Origin of the sequence: Ureibacillus sp. FSL K6-8385, assembly GCF_038593155.1 — a bacterium.
GTDB lineage: Bacteria > Bacillota > Bacilli > Bacillales_A > Planococcaceae > Ureibacillus > Ureibacillus terrenus.
The window spans coordinates 2396869-2414168 of sequence record NZ_CP151968.1 but is presented as its reverse complement, the minus strand read 5'-3'; the positions used below and the strand labels follow the sequence as shown (position 1 = coordinate 2414168).

Below are 17300 nucleotides of genomic sequence, written 5' to 3'. Positions count from 1 at the left end.
CAGGCAAAAAAGATGAGGAAATTCAAATCAGCAACAGGCTTCGGAGCCAGCGCCGGGAGTGGGGGCATTCCCTGCGAGAGATAGACGCGCGCTTCACAAAGGCAGCACTGAAAAAGTTATAATTAGCCCTGCATTACACAAAACCCTTGACAATCTCTCATTGGAATGTCAAAGGCTTAAAAATTTAAGAATCCGTTATGAAATACTTTGCCATTCTTTTTAATTAAACTGACGAATGTGGAACACGGAAGGAAGTTAACTACGCCTTTCAACTCGCCTGTACCGGGTTTTCGCGGAATAAAATGGTGACGTTATTGTTAGAAGCTTCAACCTTTACATCAATACCGTTTGGAATGGTCATCATTGGATCCGTATGTCCAAAATCAACATTGTACACAATTGGAAAATCATATCCTTTCGTAGCTTGGCAAATGATGTCTACAAATGTATAATCTTGCGAAAATTCCACTTTTGGATGAAAACGTCCGACCACAATTCCATTGATTTTTTCAAAAACCCCCATATGCCGTAATTGAGTTAAATAACGATCGATAGTGCCAGGATTTTCTTGTTCATCTTCTTCTAAAAACAGTACTTTGTTGTCAAAGGATGGGAGAAATTCCGTTCCTGCTAACAGCAACATTGTTCCCATGTTGCCGGCCAAAATTTTTCCCCTTGCTCTTCCTTCTTTAATAATAAGAGGACCATCATTTTTAATAAGTTGCCGCGGCCGTATATCCTCTTTATCCCAGGCTAAAAATTCACTTGTCCAATATTTGCTGGGAGGAATGAGCAACTCATCATTTTGGGTCATTAAAACAGCTTCGAATATAGTTTTGGTGTATTCCAACATTCCGCCATATTCCCCAAATTGGGGCAATAGCGCCGGCCCCATAAAAGTGATTAGTTCAGATTTTTTATGAATCGCCAATAAAATCGCAGTGAAATCACTGTACCCCAATATGATTTTTGGATTTTGTTTTACAAGATCATAATCGATGTATTCTAAAAGTTGGTGCGAATTGTAACCGCCGATTGTATTGATAATCGCTTTAACTTCTTGATCTTGAAACATTTCATGTAAATCCTCTAATCGTTCCTCAACGGTTCCTGCCAAATGTCCAATGCGCTTCAGAGCATTTTTTCCCACTTTCACCTTAAAGCCCATTCTCTCTAATTCGGAAATTCCTCTTTGAAATCTATTAGGGCAAGCTGCGGCGACTGGAGAAGAGGTGGAGATGATTCCGATAGTATCCCCCGGTTTTAATAACTTTGGTTTAATCATAAAAATAAACCTCGCTTTATCAAGAAATGTTAAGGTCGTTAAGTTAATACTAATAATTTACACTATACGAAGATATTAGTTAATAAACAATCAGATGAATAATATTAGGGTAAATAATTAATAAAACATACTATTTATAAAGGCCAATAATCATTCATGGGGACTGCATTCCATTGAAGAAATGTCGAAATATGGATAAATTTTGGAGTGGAATTGTATTAGCAATGTTTAAAAGAACAGTAAAAAGATTGAAAAAAGGAGGCCATCAACGGTTAATTGGTCTAGTAACAGATTTTCGCCATTAAGTTCAATTGGGGGCTAAATTACTTAGGTATAAAAATAGAAAACGGCCTTAAATACGAACATTTAAAAAATATTAAAAATAATTGTTCGCATTTCATCGTTGATTTTCTCTTTTACCCTTGTTACAATGAACAAAGGAAAAGTCCCATTAAGGGTTTAAGAATATGCTTTATTTTTCTTCTCTGCCGTGTAAATGTCGGATTATGCGGAAAATAATATCTTGGGTGAGAAAAAGCTGAAAATATAAGACAGCCTCCTATTGCTATGCCCTCAAGTACTCTGCTTTCTGACGTGTAGCGAAGGCGGGCTATTTGAGGTTTTTTTATTCGGAAATATAGTGAATATTCAGGAAAAATAATCATATAAAAGGAGCGTTTTGGATGAATCCTAAAATTGGCGTCATTATGGGAAGTTCCAGCGATTGGGAAACGATGAAACATGCTTGCGACATCTTGGATGAATTGGAAATTCCGTATGAAAAACGAGTGGTATCCGCACATCGTACGCCCGATCTAATGTTTGAATATGCTGAAACTGCCCGTTCGCGGGGCATCCAAGTAATCATCGCGGGAGCAGGGGGAGCTGCTCATTTGCCGGGAATGGTTGCAAGTAAAACGACTTTGCCGGTCATCGGTGTACCGGTGCAATCAAGAGCATTGAACGGGCTTGATTCATTGCTTTCCATTGTGCAAATGCCGGGAGGAGTTCCTGTTGCCACAGTTGCGATTGGGAAAGCGGGCGCTACCAATGCAGGGCTGTTGGCGGCGCAAATCTTATCGATTACAGATAAAGAAATCGCAGAAAAATTGGAAGCAAGACGAGAACAATTAAAACAAAAAGTGTTAGAAAGTTCAGGTGACTTGAAGTGACAAAAACAATTTACCCCGGTCAAACAATCGGCATCATCGGCGGCGGACAATTGGGCCGGATGATGGCGCTCAGCGCAAAAGAAGCAGGCTTTAAAATTGCCGTGCTTGATCCGACAATGGATTCGCCATGCGGACAAGTTGCGGATATTCAAATTGTGGCACCTTATGACGATGAAGCCGCGCTGGAAGAATTGGCCGAAGTGAGCGATGTTATCACGTTCGAATTTGAAAACATTGATTATGAAGGACTAAAAAAATTAACCGAGATTGCTTATGTTCCTCAGGGGGCTGAAATCATCCGCATCACTCAAAACCGCGTGACAGAAAAAGATGCGATAGTAAAAGCGGGTTGCCCAGTGGCACCCTACATTGTTTGCAACAACTATGAGGAACTTGTAGAAAATGTTGACCAAATCGGCTATCCATGCATTGTTAAAACTGCGCGTTTTGGTTATGACGGAAAAGGGCAGCAGAAGCTTGATTCAAAAGAAGATTTACCGTTGGCCAAGGAGTTATTCAAGCACTCGCAATGTGTTGTGGAAGGATTTGTTCCTTTTGAGAAGGAAATTTCTGTAATTATTCAGAGAAACGGAAATGGCGAGACATATTGTTTGCCTGTCGGGGAAAATATTCATGTCAATCACATTTTGCATGAAACCATTGTACCGGCCCGGATTTCCGATGAAACAAAGAAACTGGCGGAAGAAGCCGCACTGAAAATTGCAGAGCATTTGAAATTAATCGGAACATTGGCGGTAGAAATGTTCGTGCTGAAAGATGGGCAAATCATCATAAATGAATTGGCGCCAAGACCTCATAATTCCGGCCACTATTCTATTGAAGCGTGCAATATTTCCCAATTCGCGCAGCATGTCCGTGCCATTGCCGGTTGGCCGCTGCGCAAACCGAAACTGCATTCCCCTGCCGTGATGGTGAACGTTTTGGGTCAACATGTGGCGCCGTTGATCAATTCGATTACAAAATATCCGGATTGGTCTATCCACATTTATGGAAAAAAAGAGGCGAAAGTGAACAGAAAAATGGGACATGTAACCATTTTGACAGACGATATCGACGCAACATTAAAGGAAATTGAAGATTCTGGAATTTGGTCAAAATAAGAAAAGGAGATTCAGAAATGATTGAACGTTATACACGACCAGAAATGGGAGCAATTTGGACGGAAGAAAACAAATTCAAAGCATGGCTAGAAGTGGAGCTTTTGGCCTGCGAAGCCTGGTCAGAGCTTGGTGTGATACCGAAGGAAGACGTAGTGAAGCTGCGCCAAAACGCAAAATTCGAAATCAACCGGATTTATGAAATCGAACAAGTTACAAAACACGACGTAGTGGCGTTTACCCGCGCCGTTTCCGAGTCCCTCGGAGACGAGAAAAAATGGGTGCACTACGGCCTCACTTCAACGGATGTTGTGGATACGGCCCTTTCTTACTTAATTAAACAAGCCAACAACATTTTGAGAAAAGATATCCAAAATTTCATTGATGTATTAACGGAAAAGGCAAAAGAACATAAATATACCGTGATGATGGGCCGCACACATGGCGTTCATGCGGAACCGACGACATTCGGCTTAAAGCTTGCCTTGTGGCGCGAAGAAATGCTGCGAAATCAAGAACGTTTCGAAAGAGCGGCAAAAACGATTGAAACAGGAAAAATTTCAGGTGCTGTCGGCACTTACGCCAATATCGATCCGTTTGTAGAAAAGTATGTTTGTGAAAAATTAGGCCTCACCCCTGCGCCGATTTCAACACAGACTTTACAGCGGGACCGCCACGCAGAATACATCGCAACATTGGCTCTAATTGCGACATCCATCGAAAAATTCGCAACGGAAATCCGCGGATTGCAAAAATCCGAAGTCCGCGAAGTGGAAGAAGGATTTGCAAAGGGGCAAAAAGGTTCTTCGGCGATGCCTCATAAACGCAACCCGATCGGTTCGGAAAATATGGCTGGAATTGCCCGCGTCGTACGCGGACATGTTGTTACAGCTTATGAAAATATTCCTTTGTGGCATGAACGGGATATTTCCCATTCATCAGCGGAACGGATCATTATTCCTGATACGACGATAGCACTTAACTACATGTTGAACCGTTTCACTAACATTGTGAAAAACTTGACCGTGTTCCCAGAAAATATGAAACGCAACATGGAAGCCACATTCGGCCTGATTTATTCACAGCGCGTTCTATTAAAACTGATTGATAAAGGCCTATCCCGAGAAGAAGCGTATGATACGGTTCAACCGCTTACTGCCAGAGCATGGGACGAGCAAATACCGTTCCGTCCGCTTGTTGAAGCGGATGAGAAAATCAGTTCGCTTCTGACGAAAGAAGAAATTGATGATTGCTTCGATTACCATTGGCATTTGAAAAATGTCGATTATATTTTTGACCGCCTAGGTTTAAATGATTAATTCGATTTACAAAACTTTTTACAATCTGAAATACTGGGGGAACGGGTATGCAAAAAGGCGCACTCTTATATGAAGGAAAAGCAAAACGTTTATATGCCACAGACCAGGAAGATGTGTTGTTTGTCGAATACAAAAACAGCGCCACTGCCTTTAATGGACTAAAAAAAGCGGAGATTGAGGGAAAAGGAATATTGAACAACAAAATTTCCACCCTCATTTTTGAACGATTAAAACAGCAAGGGATTGAGTCCCATTTTATTCAAAGGGTATCAGAAAACGAACAGCTCGTGAAAAAAGTGGACATTATCCCGCTTGAAGTGGTTGTCCGCAATATTGCCGCCGGAAGCTTTGCAGAGCGGCTCGGCATAGAAGAAGGTACGCCATTAAAACGGCCGATCGTCGAGTTCTATTATAAAAACGATGATTTAAAAGACCCGTTAATCAATAATGATCACATTGAGATTCTGGGTCTCGCCACAAAAGAAGAAGTTCAAACGATTACGGATCAGGCATTGAAGGTTAACGAAGCATTGCGGAAAATTTTTGATGAAATCGGCATTATTTTGGTTGATTTCAAATTGGAATTCGGCCGCGACAAGGACGGGAACATCCTGCTTGCCGACGAAATTTCGCCGGATACTTGCCGGCTTTGGGATGCAGAAACGAAAACCAAACTTGATAAAGACGTGTTTAGACGGGATCTTGGAAATCTAATAGATGTATATCAGATTATACTTTCAAGACTTGGAGGAAATTGAAATGAAGAAAGTTAAAATTTATGTTACTTTGCGTGAAAGTGTTTTAGACCCGCAAGGATCAGCCGTAAAAGGTTCTTTGGTAAACATGGGATACAAAGAAGTGGAAGATGTCCGCATAGGTAAATATTTGGAATTGTTGATTAATGACACTGACCGCGATCTCAACGAAATGGTAAAAGAAATGTGCGAAAAGCTGCTTGCGAACACTGTAATTGAGGATTATCGCTTTGAAATCGAGGAGGCTAACTGATTATGAAATTTGCTGTACTCGTTTTCCCAGGTTCGAACTGTGATGTTGATATGTATCATGCCATTAAGGACGAATTGGGCGAAGAGGTGGAATTCGTATGGCATGATGCAACCGATTTAAGCGGATTTGACGCCATTTTAATTCCTGGCGGGTTCTCCTATGGGGATTACTTGCGCTGCGGCGCCATGGCAAGCCAGTCCAATGTGATGAAAGCGGTAAAGGAAGCAGCTGAAGAAGGAAAACCGATTTTAGGAGTTTGCAACGGGTTCCAAATTTTGACGGAAGCTGGCCTCCTTCCTGGCGCATTACTTCGCAATAAAAACTTAAAGTTCATTTGCCGTACGGTTCCGTTGAAAGTTGAAAACAATCAAACAATGTTCACGAATCAATACGATCAAGGACAAATCATTCATATTCCGATTGCCCACGGCGAAGGAAATTACTATTGTGACGAAGAAACATTGAAAAAATTAAAAGAAAACAATCAAATCGTTTTCACATATGCGGGAGAAAACCCGAACGGAAGCTTGGAAAACATTGCAGGCATTGTGAACGAACGGGGCAATGTACTTGGCATGATGCCTCACCCGGAGCGCGCGGTGGATGCATTACTTGGAAGTGCTGACGGACTGGCGTTATTTAAATCAATTGTGAAACAGTGGAGGGAAACACATGTCTAATTATGAACCAACAGCAGAGCAAATTAAGGAACAAAAGCTTTACCGCGACATGGGGTTAAGTGATGAAGAGTTTGCGATGATCGAGAAAATACTAGGTCGCCTTCCAAACTGGACAGAAACAGGTTTGTTCTCTGTAATGTGGTCTGAACACTGTTCATATAAAAATTCAAAACCGGTGTTGCGCAAATTCCCGACAAAAGGACCCCGCGTATTGCAAGGCCCTGGTGAAGGCGCCGGGATCGTGGACATCGACGACGGACAAGCAGTGGTATTCAAAATGGAATCCCATAACCACCCTTCAGCGATTGAACCTTACCAGGGCGCGGCAACAGGGGTTGGCGGAATTATCCGCGACGTTTTCTCCATGGGCGCCCGTCCTGTTGCGCTTCTAAACTCTTTGCGCTTCGGCGAATTGAAGTCACCACGGGTGAAGTACTTATTTGAAGAGGTCGTTGCAGGGATTGCCGGATATGGGAACTGTATCGGAATCCCGACAGTCGGCGGGGAAGTGCAATTCGATCCATGCTATGAAGGGAATCCTTTGGTCAACGCCATGTGTGTAGGTTTGATCGACCATAAAGATATCCAAAAAGGCGTGGCTGCAGGCGTAGGAAACACAGTGATGTATGTGGGAGCCAAAACAGGCCGTGACGGTATCCACGGTGCAACCTTTGCATCTGAGGAATTGAGCGAGGAATCCGAAGAAAAACGGCCGGCCGTTCAAGTGGGAGACCCGTTCATGGAAAAGCTTCTCCTTGAAGCATGCTTGGAAGTAGTAAAATCCGATGCACTTGTCGGAATCCAGGATATGGGTGCTGCTGGTCTTACGTCTTCTTCTTCCGAGATGGCATCAAAAGCCGGATCAGGCATTGAAATGAATCTGGATTTGGTTCCTCAGCGCGAAACGGGAATGACGGCTTATGAGATGATGTTATCCGAGTCCCAGGAACGGATGCTTTTGGTCGTGAAAAAAGGCCGCGAAGAAGAAGTGCAAAAAATCTTTGAAAAATACGGTTTGGATGCGGTAGCGATCGGCCGGGTAACAGATGATAAAATGCTAAGACTCATCCATAAAGGCAAAGTGGTGGCGGAAGTTCCTGCCGATGCGTTGGCAAAAGATGCCCCGGTTTACCATAAACCATCCAAAGAACCTGAATATTTCAGAGAATTTCAGGCAATGGAGAATACGGAACCGGAAGTTGCCGACCTGAAGGAAACATTCCTGAAATTGCTGCAAGCGCCGACAATCGCCTCTAAAGAATGGGTTTACGACCAATTCGACTATCAGGTGCGTACGAATACGGTGGTAACACCTGGTTCCGATGCGGCAGTATTGCGCATCCGTGGAACAAATAAAGGCCTTGCTATGACAGCTGACTGCAACTCCCGATACATTTACCTGGATCCTGAAACAGGAGGAAAAATTGCAGTTGCAGAAGCTGCCCGCAACATAGTGGCATCCGGCGGCGAACCATTGGCCATTACAGACTGCCTGAATTTCGGTAATCCGGAAAAACCTGAAATCTTCTGGCAGCTGGAAAAGAGTGCGGACGGAATTTCAGCGGCTTGCACCGCTTTGGAAACACCGGTCATCAGCGGAAACGTATCCCTATATAATGAACATTCCGGCCAGGCGGTATATCCGACGCCGACAATCGGCATGGTTGGACTTGTAAAAGACTTATCCCATGTAACAACGCAATACGTAAAACAATCCGGAGACATTGTATATTTGCTGGGTGAGACAAAAACGGAATTCGGCGGATCCGAGCTCCAAAAATTAGTGTACGGAAAAATCTTTGGCAAAGCGCCATCCATCGATTTGGAAACGGAAGCGTCGCGTCAAAAAGCGCTGCTTTCCGCAATTCGCGCAGGACTTGTACAATCTGCCCACGATGTGGCTGAAGGTGGCGTAGCCGTTGCGTTGGCCGAAAAAACATTTAATGAAAGCGGCCTTGGAATCCATGTGAAATTGGAAGGTTCGCCCGTGACAGCTTTATTCAGCGAATCTCAATCACGCTTCATCGTGACAGTAAAAGAAGAGAACGCCCAAGCATTTGAAAACATGATACCGGAAGCGAAGAAAATCGGTGTCGTAACAAACGACGGAAAAATTACAATCGAAGGAGAATCCGGCGTATTGATTGAAGGAACAGTCGAAGAATTTTACAGTGCTTGGAAAGGAGCTATCCCATGCTTGCTGAAATCAGAGGCTTAAACGAAGAATGTGGAGTATTTGGGATATGGGGGCATGATCAAGCTGCCAAATTGAGTTATTACGGCCTGCATGCATTGCAACACCGCGGACAAGAAGGTGCTGGCATCGTCTCAACGGACGGCCAGTACTTCAAATCCGTAAAAGGTGAAGGTCTTGTAAATGAGGTCTTTAATGAAGAAAAATTAAACAGCCTGACAGGAAAATCGGCCATTGCCCATGTTCGTTATACAACGGCCGGAGGAGGGGGAATTGATAACGTACAACCGTTATTATTCCGTTCTTCCACTGGTACAATGGCCGTAGCTCATAACGGAAATTTGGTCAATGCCAATCATTTGAAGCAACATCTGGAACGTTCGGGCAGCATTTTCCATTCAACTTCGGATACAGAAGTCATTGTGCATCTGATCAAAAAAAGCAAAAAGCCTCGTTTTATTGAGCAAGTAAAAGAAGCTCTTTCGCTATTGAAAGGCGCCTTTTCCGTCATCATCCTGACGAGAGATAAAATGCTGCTTGCCCGTGACCGCAACGGTTTGCGCCCGCTTTCCATCGGCAAATTGGGAGACGCATGGGTGGCTTCATCCGAAACATGCGCTTTTGACCTGATCGGCGCAGAATTTATCCGGGAAGTTCAGCCTGGAGAAATTGTCATCATTTCGGACGACGGCATTGAAGAAGACCGCTATGCCCCAATGGAACAACGGGCAATGTGCGCAATGGAATATATCTATTTTGCCCGTCCTGATTCCAATATCGACCATGTCAACATTCATATGGCCCGTAAACGGATGGGTAAACAATTGGCCAAAGAAATGGGGCACATTGACGCGGACGTTGTGACGGGAGTTCCGGACTCTTCCATCTCCGCTGCCATCGGGTTTGCCGAAGAAATCGGAATTCCTTACGAAATGGGATTAATCAAAAACCGCTATGTCGGCAGAACGTTTATCCAACCGACACAGGAATTGCGTGAACGCGGAGTGAAAATGAAATTATCTCCGGTCGTTCAAGTAGTGCGCGGGAAACGGGTCGTCATGGTGGATGACTCCATCGTCAGAGGAACGACTTCGCGCCGTATCGTGAAAATGTTAAAAGAAGCCGGGGCCAAAGAAGTGCATGTGGCCATCACTTCTCCTCCAATTTCCAATCCTTGTTTCTATGGGATTGATATTTCATCGGATGAAGAATTAATTGCAGCCGGAAGAACGGTAGAAGAAATCCGGGAAGCAATCGGTGCGGATTCCTTGACATTTTTGTCGCCAGAGGGATTGGTCGAAGCCGTATCAAGACCTTTTGACGATGAAAATGGCGGTCTTTGCATGGCATGCTTTACCGGCAAATATCCAACTGAAATTTTCCCGGACACTGTCTTGCCGCATTTAAAAGAACTTTCACGTTAAGGAGGAAGAATCATGTCGAAGGCATACGAACAAGCGGGGGTAAATATCGAAGCGGGTTATGAAGCTGTAAAACGCATGAAAGCCCATGTCGAAAGAACGAAGCGGAAAGGCGTCATGGGAGCGTTTGGCAGCTTCGGCGGCATGTTCGATTTATCTTCATTAAATTATAAAGAACCGGTGCTCATTTCCGGTACAGATGGTGTCGGGACAAAATTGAAATTGGCATTTATGGCGGATAAACATAACACGGTCGGAATCGATTGCGTGGCAATGTGCGTGAACGATATTGTTGCCCAAGGAGCAGAGCCGCTGTACTTCCTGGATTATATAGCGGTCGGAAAAGCCAATCCGGCGAAAATCGAGAAAATTGTCAGCGGCGTTGCGGACGGCTGTGTGCAGGCGGGCGCTGCATTAATCGGCGGGGAAACGGCCGAAATGCCCGGCCTGTATGACGAGGATGAATACGATATTGCCGGTTTTGCGGTTGGTGCCTGCGAAAAATCCGATGTGGTGACGGGCGAAAAAATCGTTGAAGGCGATGTGCTTGTCGGGCTTGCTTCAAGCGGAGTGCATTCCAACGGCTACTCCCTTGTCCGCAAAATCGTATTTAACGAATGCGGCTATCAATATGATGAGATCATTGATGGATACGAAGATTTAGGGCCGATTGGCGATGCGCTTCTGACACCGACGAAAATTTACGCAAAACCGGTGCTTGACATATTGAAGCAAGTGGATGTGCACGGCATGGCCCACATCACGGGCGGAGGATTTTACGAAAACTTGCCGCGCATGATGCCTGAAGGTCTCGCAACAGAAATCCATTTAGGAACATGGGAAATTCCGCGCATTTTTGAATTCCTGAAGGACAAAGGTTCCCTGGCGGATCGGGATTTATACAATGTGTTCAATATGGGAATCGGCTTTGTGCTGTCCGTTTCTGCAGAAGATGCGGACAAAGTGGTGGAAATCGCGGAAAAACATGGAGAAAAAGCTTATAAAATCGGCCGTGTCGTAAAAGGTGAAGGAGTCATCTTTGAAGGCGATCATGATGGGAGCTTGAGCGAATGACAACAAAAATAGCGGTGTTTGCTTCAGGAAGCGGAACAAATTTTCAGGCGATCCAAGAAGCCATTGAACGCGGAGAATTGGATGCAAAGATCGAAATCCTCGTAACGGATAAACCGGAAGCATATGTGGTAAAACGGGCGGAAAAATTCGGAATCCCGGTTTTCTCTTTCTCGCCGAAAAATTACGAGTCAAAAGCCGCATATGAAACCGAAATCGCAAAAATATTGGAAGAAAAAGAAGTGGAATGGATTGTGCTGGCCGGCTATATGCGGCTTGTCGGCGAAACCCTCCTATCGAAGTATCCGAATAAAATTGTGAATATTCACCCATCTCTTTTGCCGGCTTTTCCTGGAAAGGATGCGATTGGACAGGCGCTTCGTCACGGGGTGAAAGTGACCGGCGTCACTGTCCACTATGTAGATGAAGGGATGGATACCGGTCCAATTATTGCACAAAAAGCTGTGGAAGTCGTGGAAGGCGACCGGGAAGCAACGGAAGAACGCATCCATCAAGTGGAACATGAACTCTATCCAAATACGTTAAAACAATTATTTGAACGATAAACAATCGGGGAAAAGCGGGAGTGCTTTTCCCATGCTCATTCCAAACAAAATAAAAATTGGGGGCTTTGACGGTGGCAAAACGTGCGCTCATTAGTGTATCAAACAAAGAAGGAATTGTTGAATTCGCAAAAGAATTGGTTGCATTAGGGTATGAAATTTTATCTACAGGCGGTACAAAAAAATTGCTTCAAGAAAATGACGTACCTGTGACAGGCGTGGATGAAGTAACGAAATTCCCTGAAATCCTTGATGGACGGGTAAAAACGTTAAATCCGATGATTCACGGGGGGCTGCTCGGAAAATTCGACGATCCTTCCCATCAGGCACAAATGAAAGAACATGGCATTGAACCGATAGAAATTGTTTGTGTCAACCTATATCCATTTGTTGAAACCATCTCAAAACCGGATGTGACATATGAAGAAGCGATTGAAAACATCGATATCGGCGGTCCGACGATGTTGCGTGCGGCTGCGAAAAACCACAAATATGTGACAGTGATTGTGGACAGCAACGACTATCAAACGGTTCTTGACGAATTGAAAGCAAACGGTGCCACATCCTTTGAAACGCGCAAAAAACTTGCTGCGAAAGTGTTCCGTCATACAGCAAGCTATGATGCGTACATTTCGAACTATTTAACAGAGGAACAGTTCCCTGAAACATTGACGCTCACTTACGAATTAAAGCAAACTTTGCGCTATGGTGAAAACCCTCACCAAAAAGCCGCATTCTATAAAAAACGTTTAGGATCCGATTTCTCCCTTGCTTATACCACTCAATTGCATGGAAAAGAACTATCCTATAACAACATCCAGGATGGAAATGCGGCCCTTCAAATCGTGAAAGAATTCAAAGAGCCGGCAGCAGTGGCGGTAAAACATATGAATCCTTGCGGCGTCGGAGTAGGAAGCACAATTGAAGAAGCTTTTGATAAAGCATACGAAGCCGATCCGGTTTCCATTTTTGGAGGAATTGTTGCATTAAACCGTGAAGTCGATGCGGCAACGGCGGAAAAATTAAGCAAAATCTTCTTGGAAATCATTATTGCGCCTTCATTTACGGAAGAAGCATTGGAAATTTTGACGAAGAAGAAAAACATCCGCTTATTGACAATCGACTTCTCACAACAGAAAAAAGATCCGTTCAAAGTGGTTTCCGTAGAAGGCGGTCTGCTCGTACAAGATGATGATACGTACGGTTTTGAAGACGCAGACATCAAAGTGGTGACTGACCGCGAACCGACAGAAGAGGAATGGGAAGCTTTAAAACTTGGCTGGAAAGTGGTAAAACACGTGAAATCCAATGCCATTGTGGTAAACAATAAAGAGATGACATTGGGAATCGGCGCAGGTCAGATGAATCGTGTCGGCGCTGCGCGAATTGCTTTGGAACAGGCCGGAGAAAAGGCAAAAGGGGCTGTATTGGCATCTGACGCCTTCTTCCCGATGCCTGACACAGTGGAAGAAGCCATTAAAGCAGGAATTACGGCAATTATTCAACCTGGCGGATCCATCCGCGACCAGGATTCCATCGATGCGGCGAACAAAGCGGGCATCGCGATGGTATTTACCGGAGTAAGACATTTCAAACATTAATGAATAAAAGACGGCTCGGTCTGCAGCCGTCTTTTCTAAAGTAAGCAAGGATTTTTCAAAGCTTCATCGAAATTGGTTGAATAGACACGGCAATACAACCGAAAAAAGTCTTGATTCTATTGGAGGGGACCATATGAAAGTTTTAGTTGTCGGAAGCGGCGGACGCGAGCATGCCATCGCAAAGAAATTCAGCATTTCTCCGATTGTTGAAAAAGTGTACGTGGCGCCCGGAAATGATGGAATGCGCGATTGTGCGGAACTGGTGCCGATTGATGTATTGGATTTTGAAAATCTGGCAAAGTTTGCGAAAGAACAGCAAATTGATTTAACTTTTGTTGGACCGGAACAACCTCTTGCCGCGGGGATTGTCGATTATTTCCAAGAGGAAGGATTAACGATTTTTGGACCGACAAAAAAAGCGGCACAAATTGAAAGCAGCAAATCTTTTGCAAAACAACTGATGAAAAAGTACAACATCCCGACAGCAACTTACGAAACATTTACGGAAGTGGATAAAGCAATTGACTACATCAAGGAAAAAGGCGCTCCAATCGTGATTAAAGCGGACGGCCTTGCAGCCGGAAAAGGCGTAGTAGTGGCGATGACAGAACAGGAAGCCATTGATGCCGTAACGGACATGATTGGCAATCAGCGCTTTGGCGAATCATCATCAAAAGTGGTTATTGAGGACTATTTGGAAGGCGAAGAATTTTCCTTCATGTCTTTTGTGCATAAAGGAAAAATTTATCCAATGGTCATCGCCCAGGATCATAAACGCGCCTACGATGGCGACAAAGGTCCGAATACGGGCGGCATGGGAGCTTATTCTCCTGTTCCGCAAATTCCTCAAGAGATGGTGGATCGGGCATACAAAGAAATCATTGAGCCGACCGTAAAAGCGATGGAGCAGGAAGGCGCCTCCTTTACGGGCGTTTTATATGCCGGGCTGATCCTGACAAAAGAAGGGCCAAAAGTCATCGAATTCAATGCCCGCTTCGGCGATCCGGAAACGCAAGTGGTGCTTCCGCGCATGACATCCGATTTTGGACAATTTATGAAGGCGTTAATGGAAGGCGAAGATTTCGACTTGCAATGGTCTGACGAGGCGATGCTCGGGGTTGTCATTGCCGCGGAAGGTTATCCTGGAGCGGTTGAAAAAGGAAACCCTCTTCCAAACCTGGAAGAACTCAGCAAAGAGTTGGAAGTCTATCATGCCGGAACAAAATGGAAAGACGGACAATATGTCGGTAATGGCGGACGTGTGCTGTTGGTGGCGGCCAAAGCCAAAACGTTAAAAGAAGCACAGGAAAAAGTATATGAGGCTATTGGAAAATATTCCTGGAATCGCTTCTTCTACCGAAAAGATATCGGCTGGAGAACGTTTAAATAATGTTTTAATTAAAAAAGCACAAACCAAAATGAAAATGGTTTGTGCTTTTTTATAAACATTAACACGAGGTGCTATCTTGATTTATTCTGACTGCCGGCAACGGCTTGGATGGTGTTGGCGGCTTGTTTTGCAGCAGTTCCGGCTGTTGTAGTGCTTGTGACCGCCCCGGCTACGTTGGCTACCGTTTGCAAAAGATCCGCTTCGTCTCCATTGGAGTTTTGCGATTGGGATTGTTGATTGCTTGTGCCGCTATGGCCGGAATGGTGGGATTGTTGACTGTTTGCTCCGCTATATCTGGAATTGAAGGCAGACATTAAGCTGTCGCCATCGACGAATTCCTGGATGGAAGTGGTAACCGCATCCTTTAAATTTCTGTTAAACAATGCTTTGGCAGGGCAATACAAAAAGAGCCCCTCCGCAATTTTTAACGCCCCGGCAGTAACGGTCAGGGTTCCTAACATTCTGTTTCCGTTTTCTTTCACCAATTGGCTGATTCCGCAGGCTGTTAAGCCGATCCCTAATACAAGACGGACAAAAGCGCTTTTTTCAGAAATGTTTTCTTCCAACAAAATAATCAACTCCTTTGCTCATAAATTTGAAAAATGTACGCACTTTAATTTAATAAAGTGCTGTGTTACGATAAAAACAAGCGATGCTGCCTTTCAGCACTGTTAGTATGTGCGGAACAGATGCAAATAAACAAATAAATGATAGAAGGGTGTGTAACATATGCCACCTTCAATATGGAAAATACAGGAAATCCGTGATCAGGTTGCGGTGGTCGAAGGAAAAAAAGCGCCAACAATTGTTTTAAAAAATGCCCGATACATACATAGCATGTTAAAACAGTGGAAATACGGAAATATATGGATTTTTGGGGGCCGGATTGTGTATGCCGGAAAGGAGATGCCGGTAAATCTGGACGGGACAGAGGTAATCGATTTAGAAGGAAAGACGGTAGTACCAGGTTATATCGAACCGCATGTTCATCCCTTTCAACTTTATAATCCGGAGTCGTTTGCGGATTATGCGGCACAATTTGGCACGACGATGTTCATCAGCGACAATTTGCATTTTGCTGTACATCTCCCAAGAAAGAAAGCGTTTTCAATTATGGAAGGATTGAAAGCATTGCCTTTTTCTTTTTATTGGTGGACAAGATACGACTCGCAAACCGAGCTTGCAGAAGAGGAGCAGCTTTTTACAAACAAATCCATTTTTGAATGGATGGAAAGGGATGATGTTTTGCTTGGCGGGGAATTGACAGGATGGCCCCGTCTATTGCGCGGCGACGACCAAATGCTTTACTGGATCCAATCATCCAAGAAAAAAGGCAAGAAAATTGAAGGGCATTTTCCGGGCGCGTCGGAAAAAACGCTTGCGAGAATGAAACTTCTTGGAGCCGATGGCGACCATGAAGCGATGACGATAGAGGATGTGGAAAAGCGGATTGAACATGGCTACGGGGTTACGTTGAGATATTCATCCATCCGTCCGGATCTTCCCAATCTTTTAAAAGCAATAATAGAAAAAAAGTTGAATATATTTGATCATATAATGTTGACGACAGACGGCTCGACACCGAGTTTTCACCGCGATGGCGTGATGAATCTATGCATAGAAAAGGCCCTTGAAGCCGGAGTGGATCCGATTGATGCTTACAACATGGCCTCATACAATATTGCCAGATATTACAATTTATCCCATTTACATGGCATAATTGCTACAGGGCGATTTGCGACGCTGAATATTTTGAAAGATGAATACCATCCAAATCCGGAATCCGTTTTATCGAAAGGAATCTGGCTGAAAAAGGAAGGAAAAAGAGTACAAGCTTTTTCAAATACCGATTGGAACCGGTATTATCCGCCTCTTGAACTTTCTTTTGATTTAAAGGATGAAGATTTCCAACTATCGACGCCGATCGGAATTGAACTGATCAATGATGTCATTACAAAACCTTATTCTTCCAGCTCTCAGGTGTTCAAAACCGAGCTTCCGCCAGGTTCCGATGAAAGTTTTTTAATTCTTATTGATAAAAATGGCAAATGGCGCATAAATGCCATATTGAAAGGCTTCGCAACGGATGTGATGGGGTTTGCATCCTCATACTCGATAACGGGCGACATTATTTTGATCGGAAAAAAGAAACGTGATATGCAACACGCGTTTGAAGAACTGAAGAAGATGAAGGGAGGAATTGTTCTCGTAGAAAACGGACAAGCCGTTGTGTCGCTTCCTTTAGCCGGCTCGGGCACTTTCTACTTAGGGAGCATGGACGAGCTGATTGAAAAAGAGTCTGCGTTGAAAGCGGCACTGGGCGAAAGAGGATATAAGCATAAAGATGCGATTTATACTTTGTTCTTCTTGGAATCGATCCATTTACCATATATCCGCATCACCCAAAAAGGAATTTTTGATGTCATGAACAAAGAAGTCATCATTCCTTCGGTGATGCGCTAGTTGAAAGGATGAGGA

Annotated in this window: 15 protein-coding genes; 13 read left to right on the top strand and 2 right to left on the bottom strand. The window is 44.1% G+C overall.

Going from position 1 to position 17300, the window contains the following annotated elements:
- Positions 1-268 precede the first annotated feature (268 nt).
- On the bottom strand, positions 269-1285 hold the full coding sequence (locus NST62_RS12005) for a S66 peptidase family protein (RefSeq protein WP_141603129.1): 1017 nt from the start codon (positions 1283-1285) through the stop codon (positions 269-271).
- Between the two features lie 683 nt (positions 1286-1968).
- On the opposite strand from NST62_RS12005, the gene purE reads away from it, so the two are divergent.
- The 12 genes from purE (at position 1969) to purD (ending at position 14822) form a co-directional block, all read left to right on the top strand.
- The gene (gene purE / locus NST62_RS12000) at positions 1969-2457 is read left to right on the top strand and encodes a 5-(carboxyamino)imidazole ribonucleotide mutase (RefSeq protein WP_141603128.1); all 489 of its coding nucleotides are present in this window, start codon (positions 1969-1971) and stop codon (positions 2455-2457) included.
- Complete coding sequence (gene purK, locus NST62_RS11995; RefSeq protein ID WP_328216004.1) at positions 2454-3578, top strand: 5-(carboxyamino)imidazole ribonucleotide synthase; 1125 nt, start codon at positions 2454-2456, stop codon at positions 3576-3578. The genes purE and purK overlap by 4 nt, the downstream gene beginning before the upstream one ends.
- 17 nt (positions 3579-3595) lie before the next feature.
- The gene (gene purB / locus NST62_RS11990) at positions 3596-4894 is read left to right on the top strand and encodes an adenylosuccinate lyase (protein ID WP_141603126.1); all 1299 of its coding nucleotides are present in this window, start codon (positions 3596-3598) and stop codon (positions 4892-4894) included.
- Positions 4895-4941: 47 nt separating this feature from the next.
- A complete protein-coding gene (gene purC / locus NST62_RS11985) occupies positions 4942-5652 on the top strand; it encodes a phosphoribosylaminoimidazolesuccinocarboxamide synthase (RefSeq protein WP_141603125.1) in 711 nt (236 codons plus the stop codon).
- 1 nt (position 5653) lies between these two features.
- Complete coding sequence (gene purS / locus NST62_RS11980) at positions 5654-5902, top strand: phosphoribosylformylglycinamidine synthase subunit PurS (RefSeq protein WP_141603124.1); 249 nt, start codon at positions 5654-5656, stop codon at positions 5900-5902.
- A gap of 2 nt (positions 5903-5904) precedes the next feature.
- Positions 5905-6582 (top strand): phosphoribosylformylglycinamidine synthase subunit PurQ, encoded by a 678-nt coding sequence (gene purQ / locus NST62_RS11975; RefSeq protein ID WP_141603123.1) that lies wholly within the window; start codon positions 5905-5907, stop codon positions 6580-6582.
- Positions 6575-8800, top strand: a complete 2226-nt coding sequence (gene purL, locus NST62_RS11970) for a phosphoribosylformylglycinamidine synthase subunit PurL (protein WP_141603122.1) — start codon at positions 6575-6577, stop codon at positions 8798-8800. The genes purQ and purL overlap by 8 nt, the downstream gene beginning before the upstream one ends.
- On the top strand, positions 8776-10200 hold the full coding sequence (purF, locus tag NST62_RS11965) for an amidophosphoribosyltransferase (protein ID WP_141603121.1): 1425 nt from the start codon (positions 8776-8778) through the stop codon (positions 10198-10200). The genes purL and purF overlap by 25 nt, the downstream gene beginning before the upstream one ends.
- Before the next feature lie 12 nt (positions 10201-10212).
- Positions 10213-11271 (top strand): phosphoribosylformylglycinamidine cyclo-ligase, encoded by a 1059-nt coding sequence (gene purM / locus NST62_RS11960; protein ID WP_141603120.1) that lies wholly within the window; start codon positions 10213-10215, stop codon positions 11269-11271.
- On the top strand, positions 11268-11834 hold the full coding sequence (gene purN / locus NST62_RS11955) for a phosphoribosylglycinamide formyltransferase (RefSeq protein ID WP_141603119.1): 567 nt from the start codon (positions 11268-11270) through the stop codon (positions 11832-11834). The genes purM and purN overlap by 4 nt, the downstream gene beginning before the upstream one ends.
- Before the next feature lie 71 nt (positions 11835-11905).
- Entirely contained in the window at positions 11906-13432 is a 1527-nt protein-coding gene (purH, locus tag NST62_RS11950) for a bifunctional phosphoribosylaminoimidazolecarboxamide formyltransferase/IMP cyclohydrolase (protein ID WP_342462928.1), read from the top strand.
- 133 nt (positions 13433-13565) lie between these two features.
- The gene (gene purD, locus NST62_RS11945; RefSeq protein ID WP_342462927.1) at positions 13566-14822 is read left to right on the top strand and encodes a phosphoribosylamine--glycine ligase; all 1257 of its coding nucleotides are present in this window, start codon (positions 13566-13568) and stop codon (positions 14820-14822) included.
- Between the two features lie 71 nt (positions 14823-14893).
- On the opposite strand, the gene NST62_RS11940 is transcribed toward purD, so the two are convergent.
- Positions 14894-15391 carry a YgaP-like transmembrane domain gene (locus tag NST62_RS11940; protein ID WP_181733292.1) on the bottom strand — a complete coding sequence of 166 codons (498 nt, stop codon included), beginning with the start codon at positions 15389-15391 and terminating at the stop codon, positions 14894-14896.
- 160 nt (positions 15392-15551) lie between these two features.
- On the opposite strand from NST62_RS11940, the gene NST62_RS11935 reads away from it, so the two are divergent.
- A complete protein-coding gene (locus NST62_RS11935) occupies positions 15552-17285 on the top strand; it encodes an adenine deaminase C-terminal domain-containing protein (RefSeq protein ID WP_141603115.1) in 1734 nt (577 codons plus the stop codon).
- Positions 17286-17300: the final 15 nt, after the last annotated feature.

Excerpts from the sequence above, each read along its gene's own strand:
- purD (WP_342462927.1), top strand. The coding sequence starts at position 13,566 with ATGAAAGTTTTAGTTGTCGGAAGCGGCGGACGCGAGCATGCCATCGCA.
- purS (WP_141603124.1), top strand. The coding sequence starts at position 5,654 with ATGAAGAAAGTTAAAATTTATGTTACTTTGCGTGAAAGTGTTTTAGAC.
- purN (WP_141603119.1), top strand. The coding sequence starts at position 11,268 with ATGACAACAAAAATAGCGGTGTTTGCTTCAGGAAGCGGAACAAATTTT.
- purL (WP_141603122.1), top strand. The coding sequence starts at position 6,575 with ATGTCTAATTATGAACCAACAGCAGAGCAAATTAAGGAACAAAAGCTT.
- NST62_RS11935 (WP_141603115.1), top strand. The coding sequence starts at position 15,552 with ATGCCACCTTCAATATGGAAAATACAGGAAATCCGTGATCAGGTTGCG.
- NST62_RS12005 (WP_141603129.1), bottom strand. The coding sequence starts at position 1,285 with ATGATTAAACCAAAGTTATTAAAACCGGGGGATACTATCGGAATCATC.
- purF (WP_141603121.1), top strand. The coding sequence starts at position 8,776 with ATGCTTGCTGAAATCAGAGGCTTAAACGAAGAATGTGGAGTATTTGGG.
- purC (WP_141603125.1), top strand. The coding sequence starts at position 4,942 with ATGCAAAAAGGCGCACTCTTATATGAAGGAAAAGCAAAACGTTTATAT.
- purQ (WP_141603123.1), top strand. The coding sequence starts at position 5,905 with ATGAAATTTGCTGTACTCGTTTTCCCAGGTTCGAACTGTGATGTTGAT.
- purM (WP_141603120.1), top strand. The coding sequence starts at position 10,213 with ATGTCGAAGGCATACGAACAAGCGGGGGTAAATATCGAAGCGGGTTAT.
- purB (WP_141603126.1), top strand. The coding sequence starts at position 3,596 with ATGATTGAACGTTATACACGACCAGAAATGGGAGCAATTTGGACGGAA.
- purE (WP_141603128.1), top strand. The coding sequence starts at position 1,969 with ATGAATCCTAAAATTGGCGTCATTATGGGAAGTTCCAGCGATTGGGAA.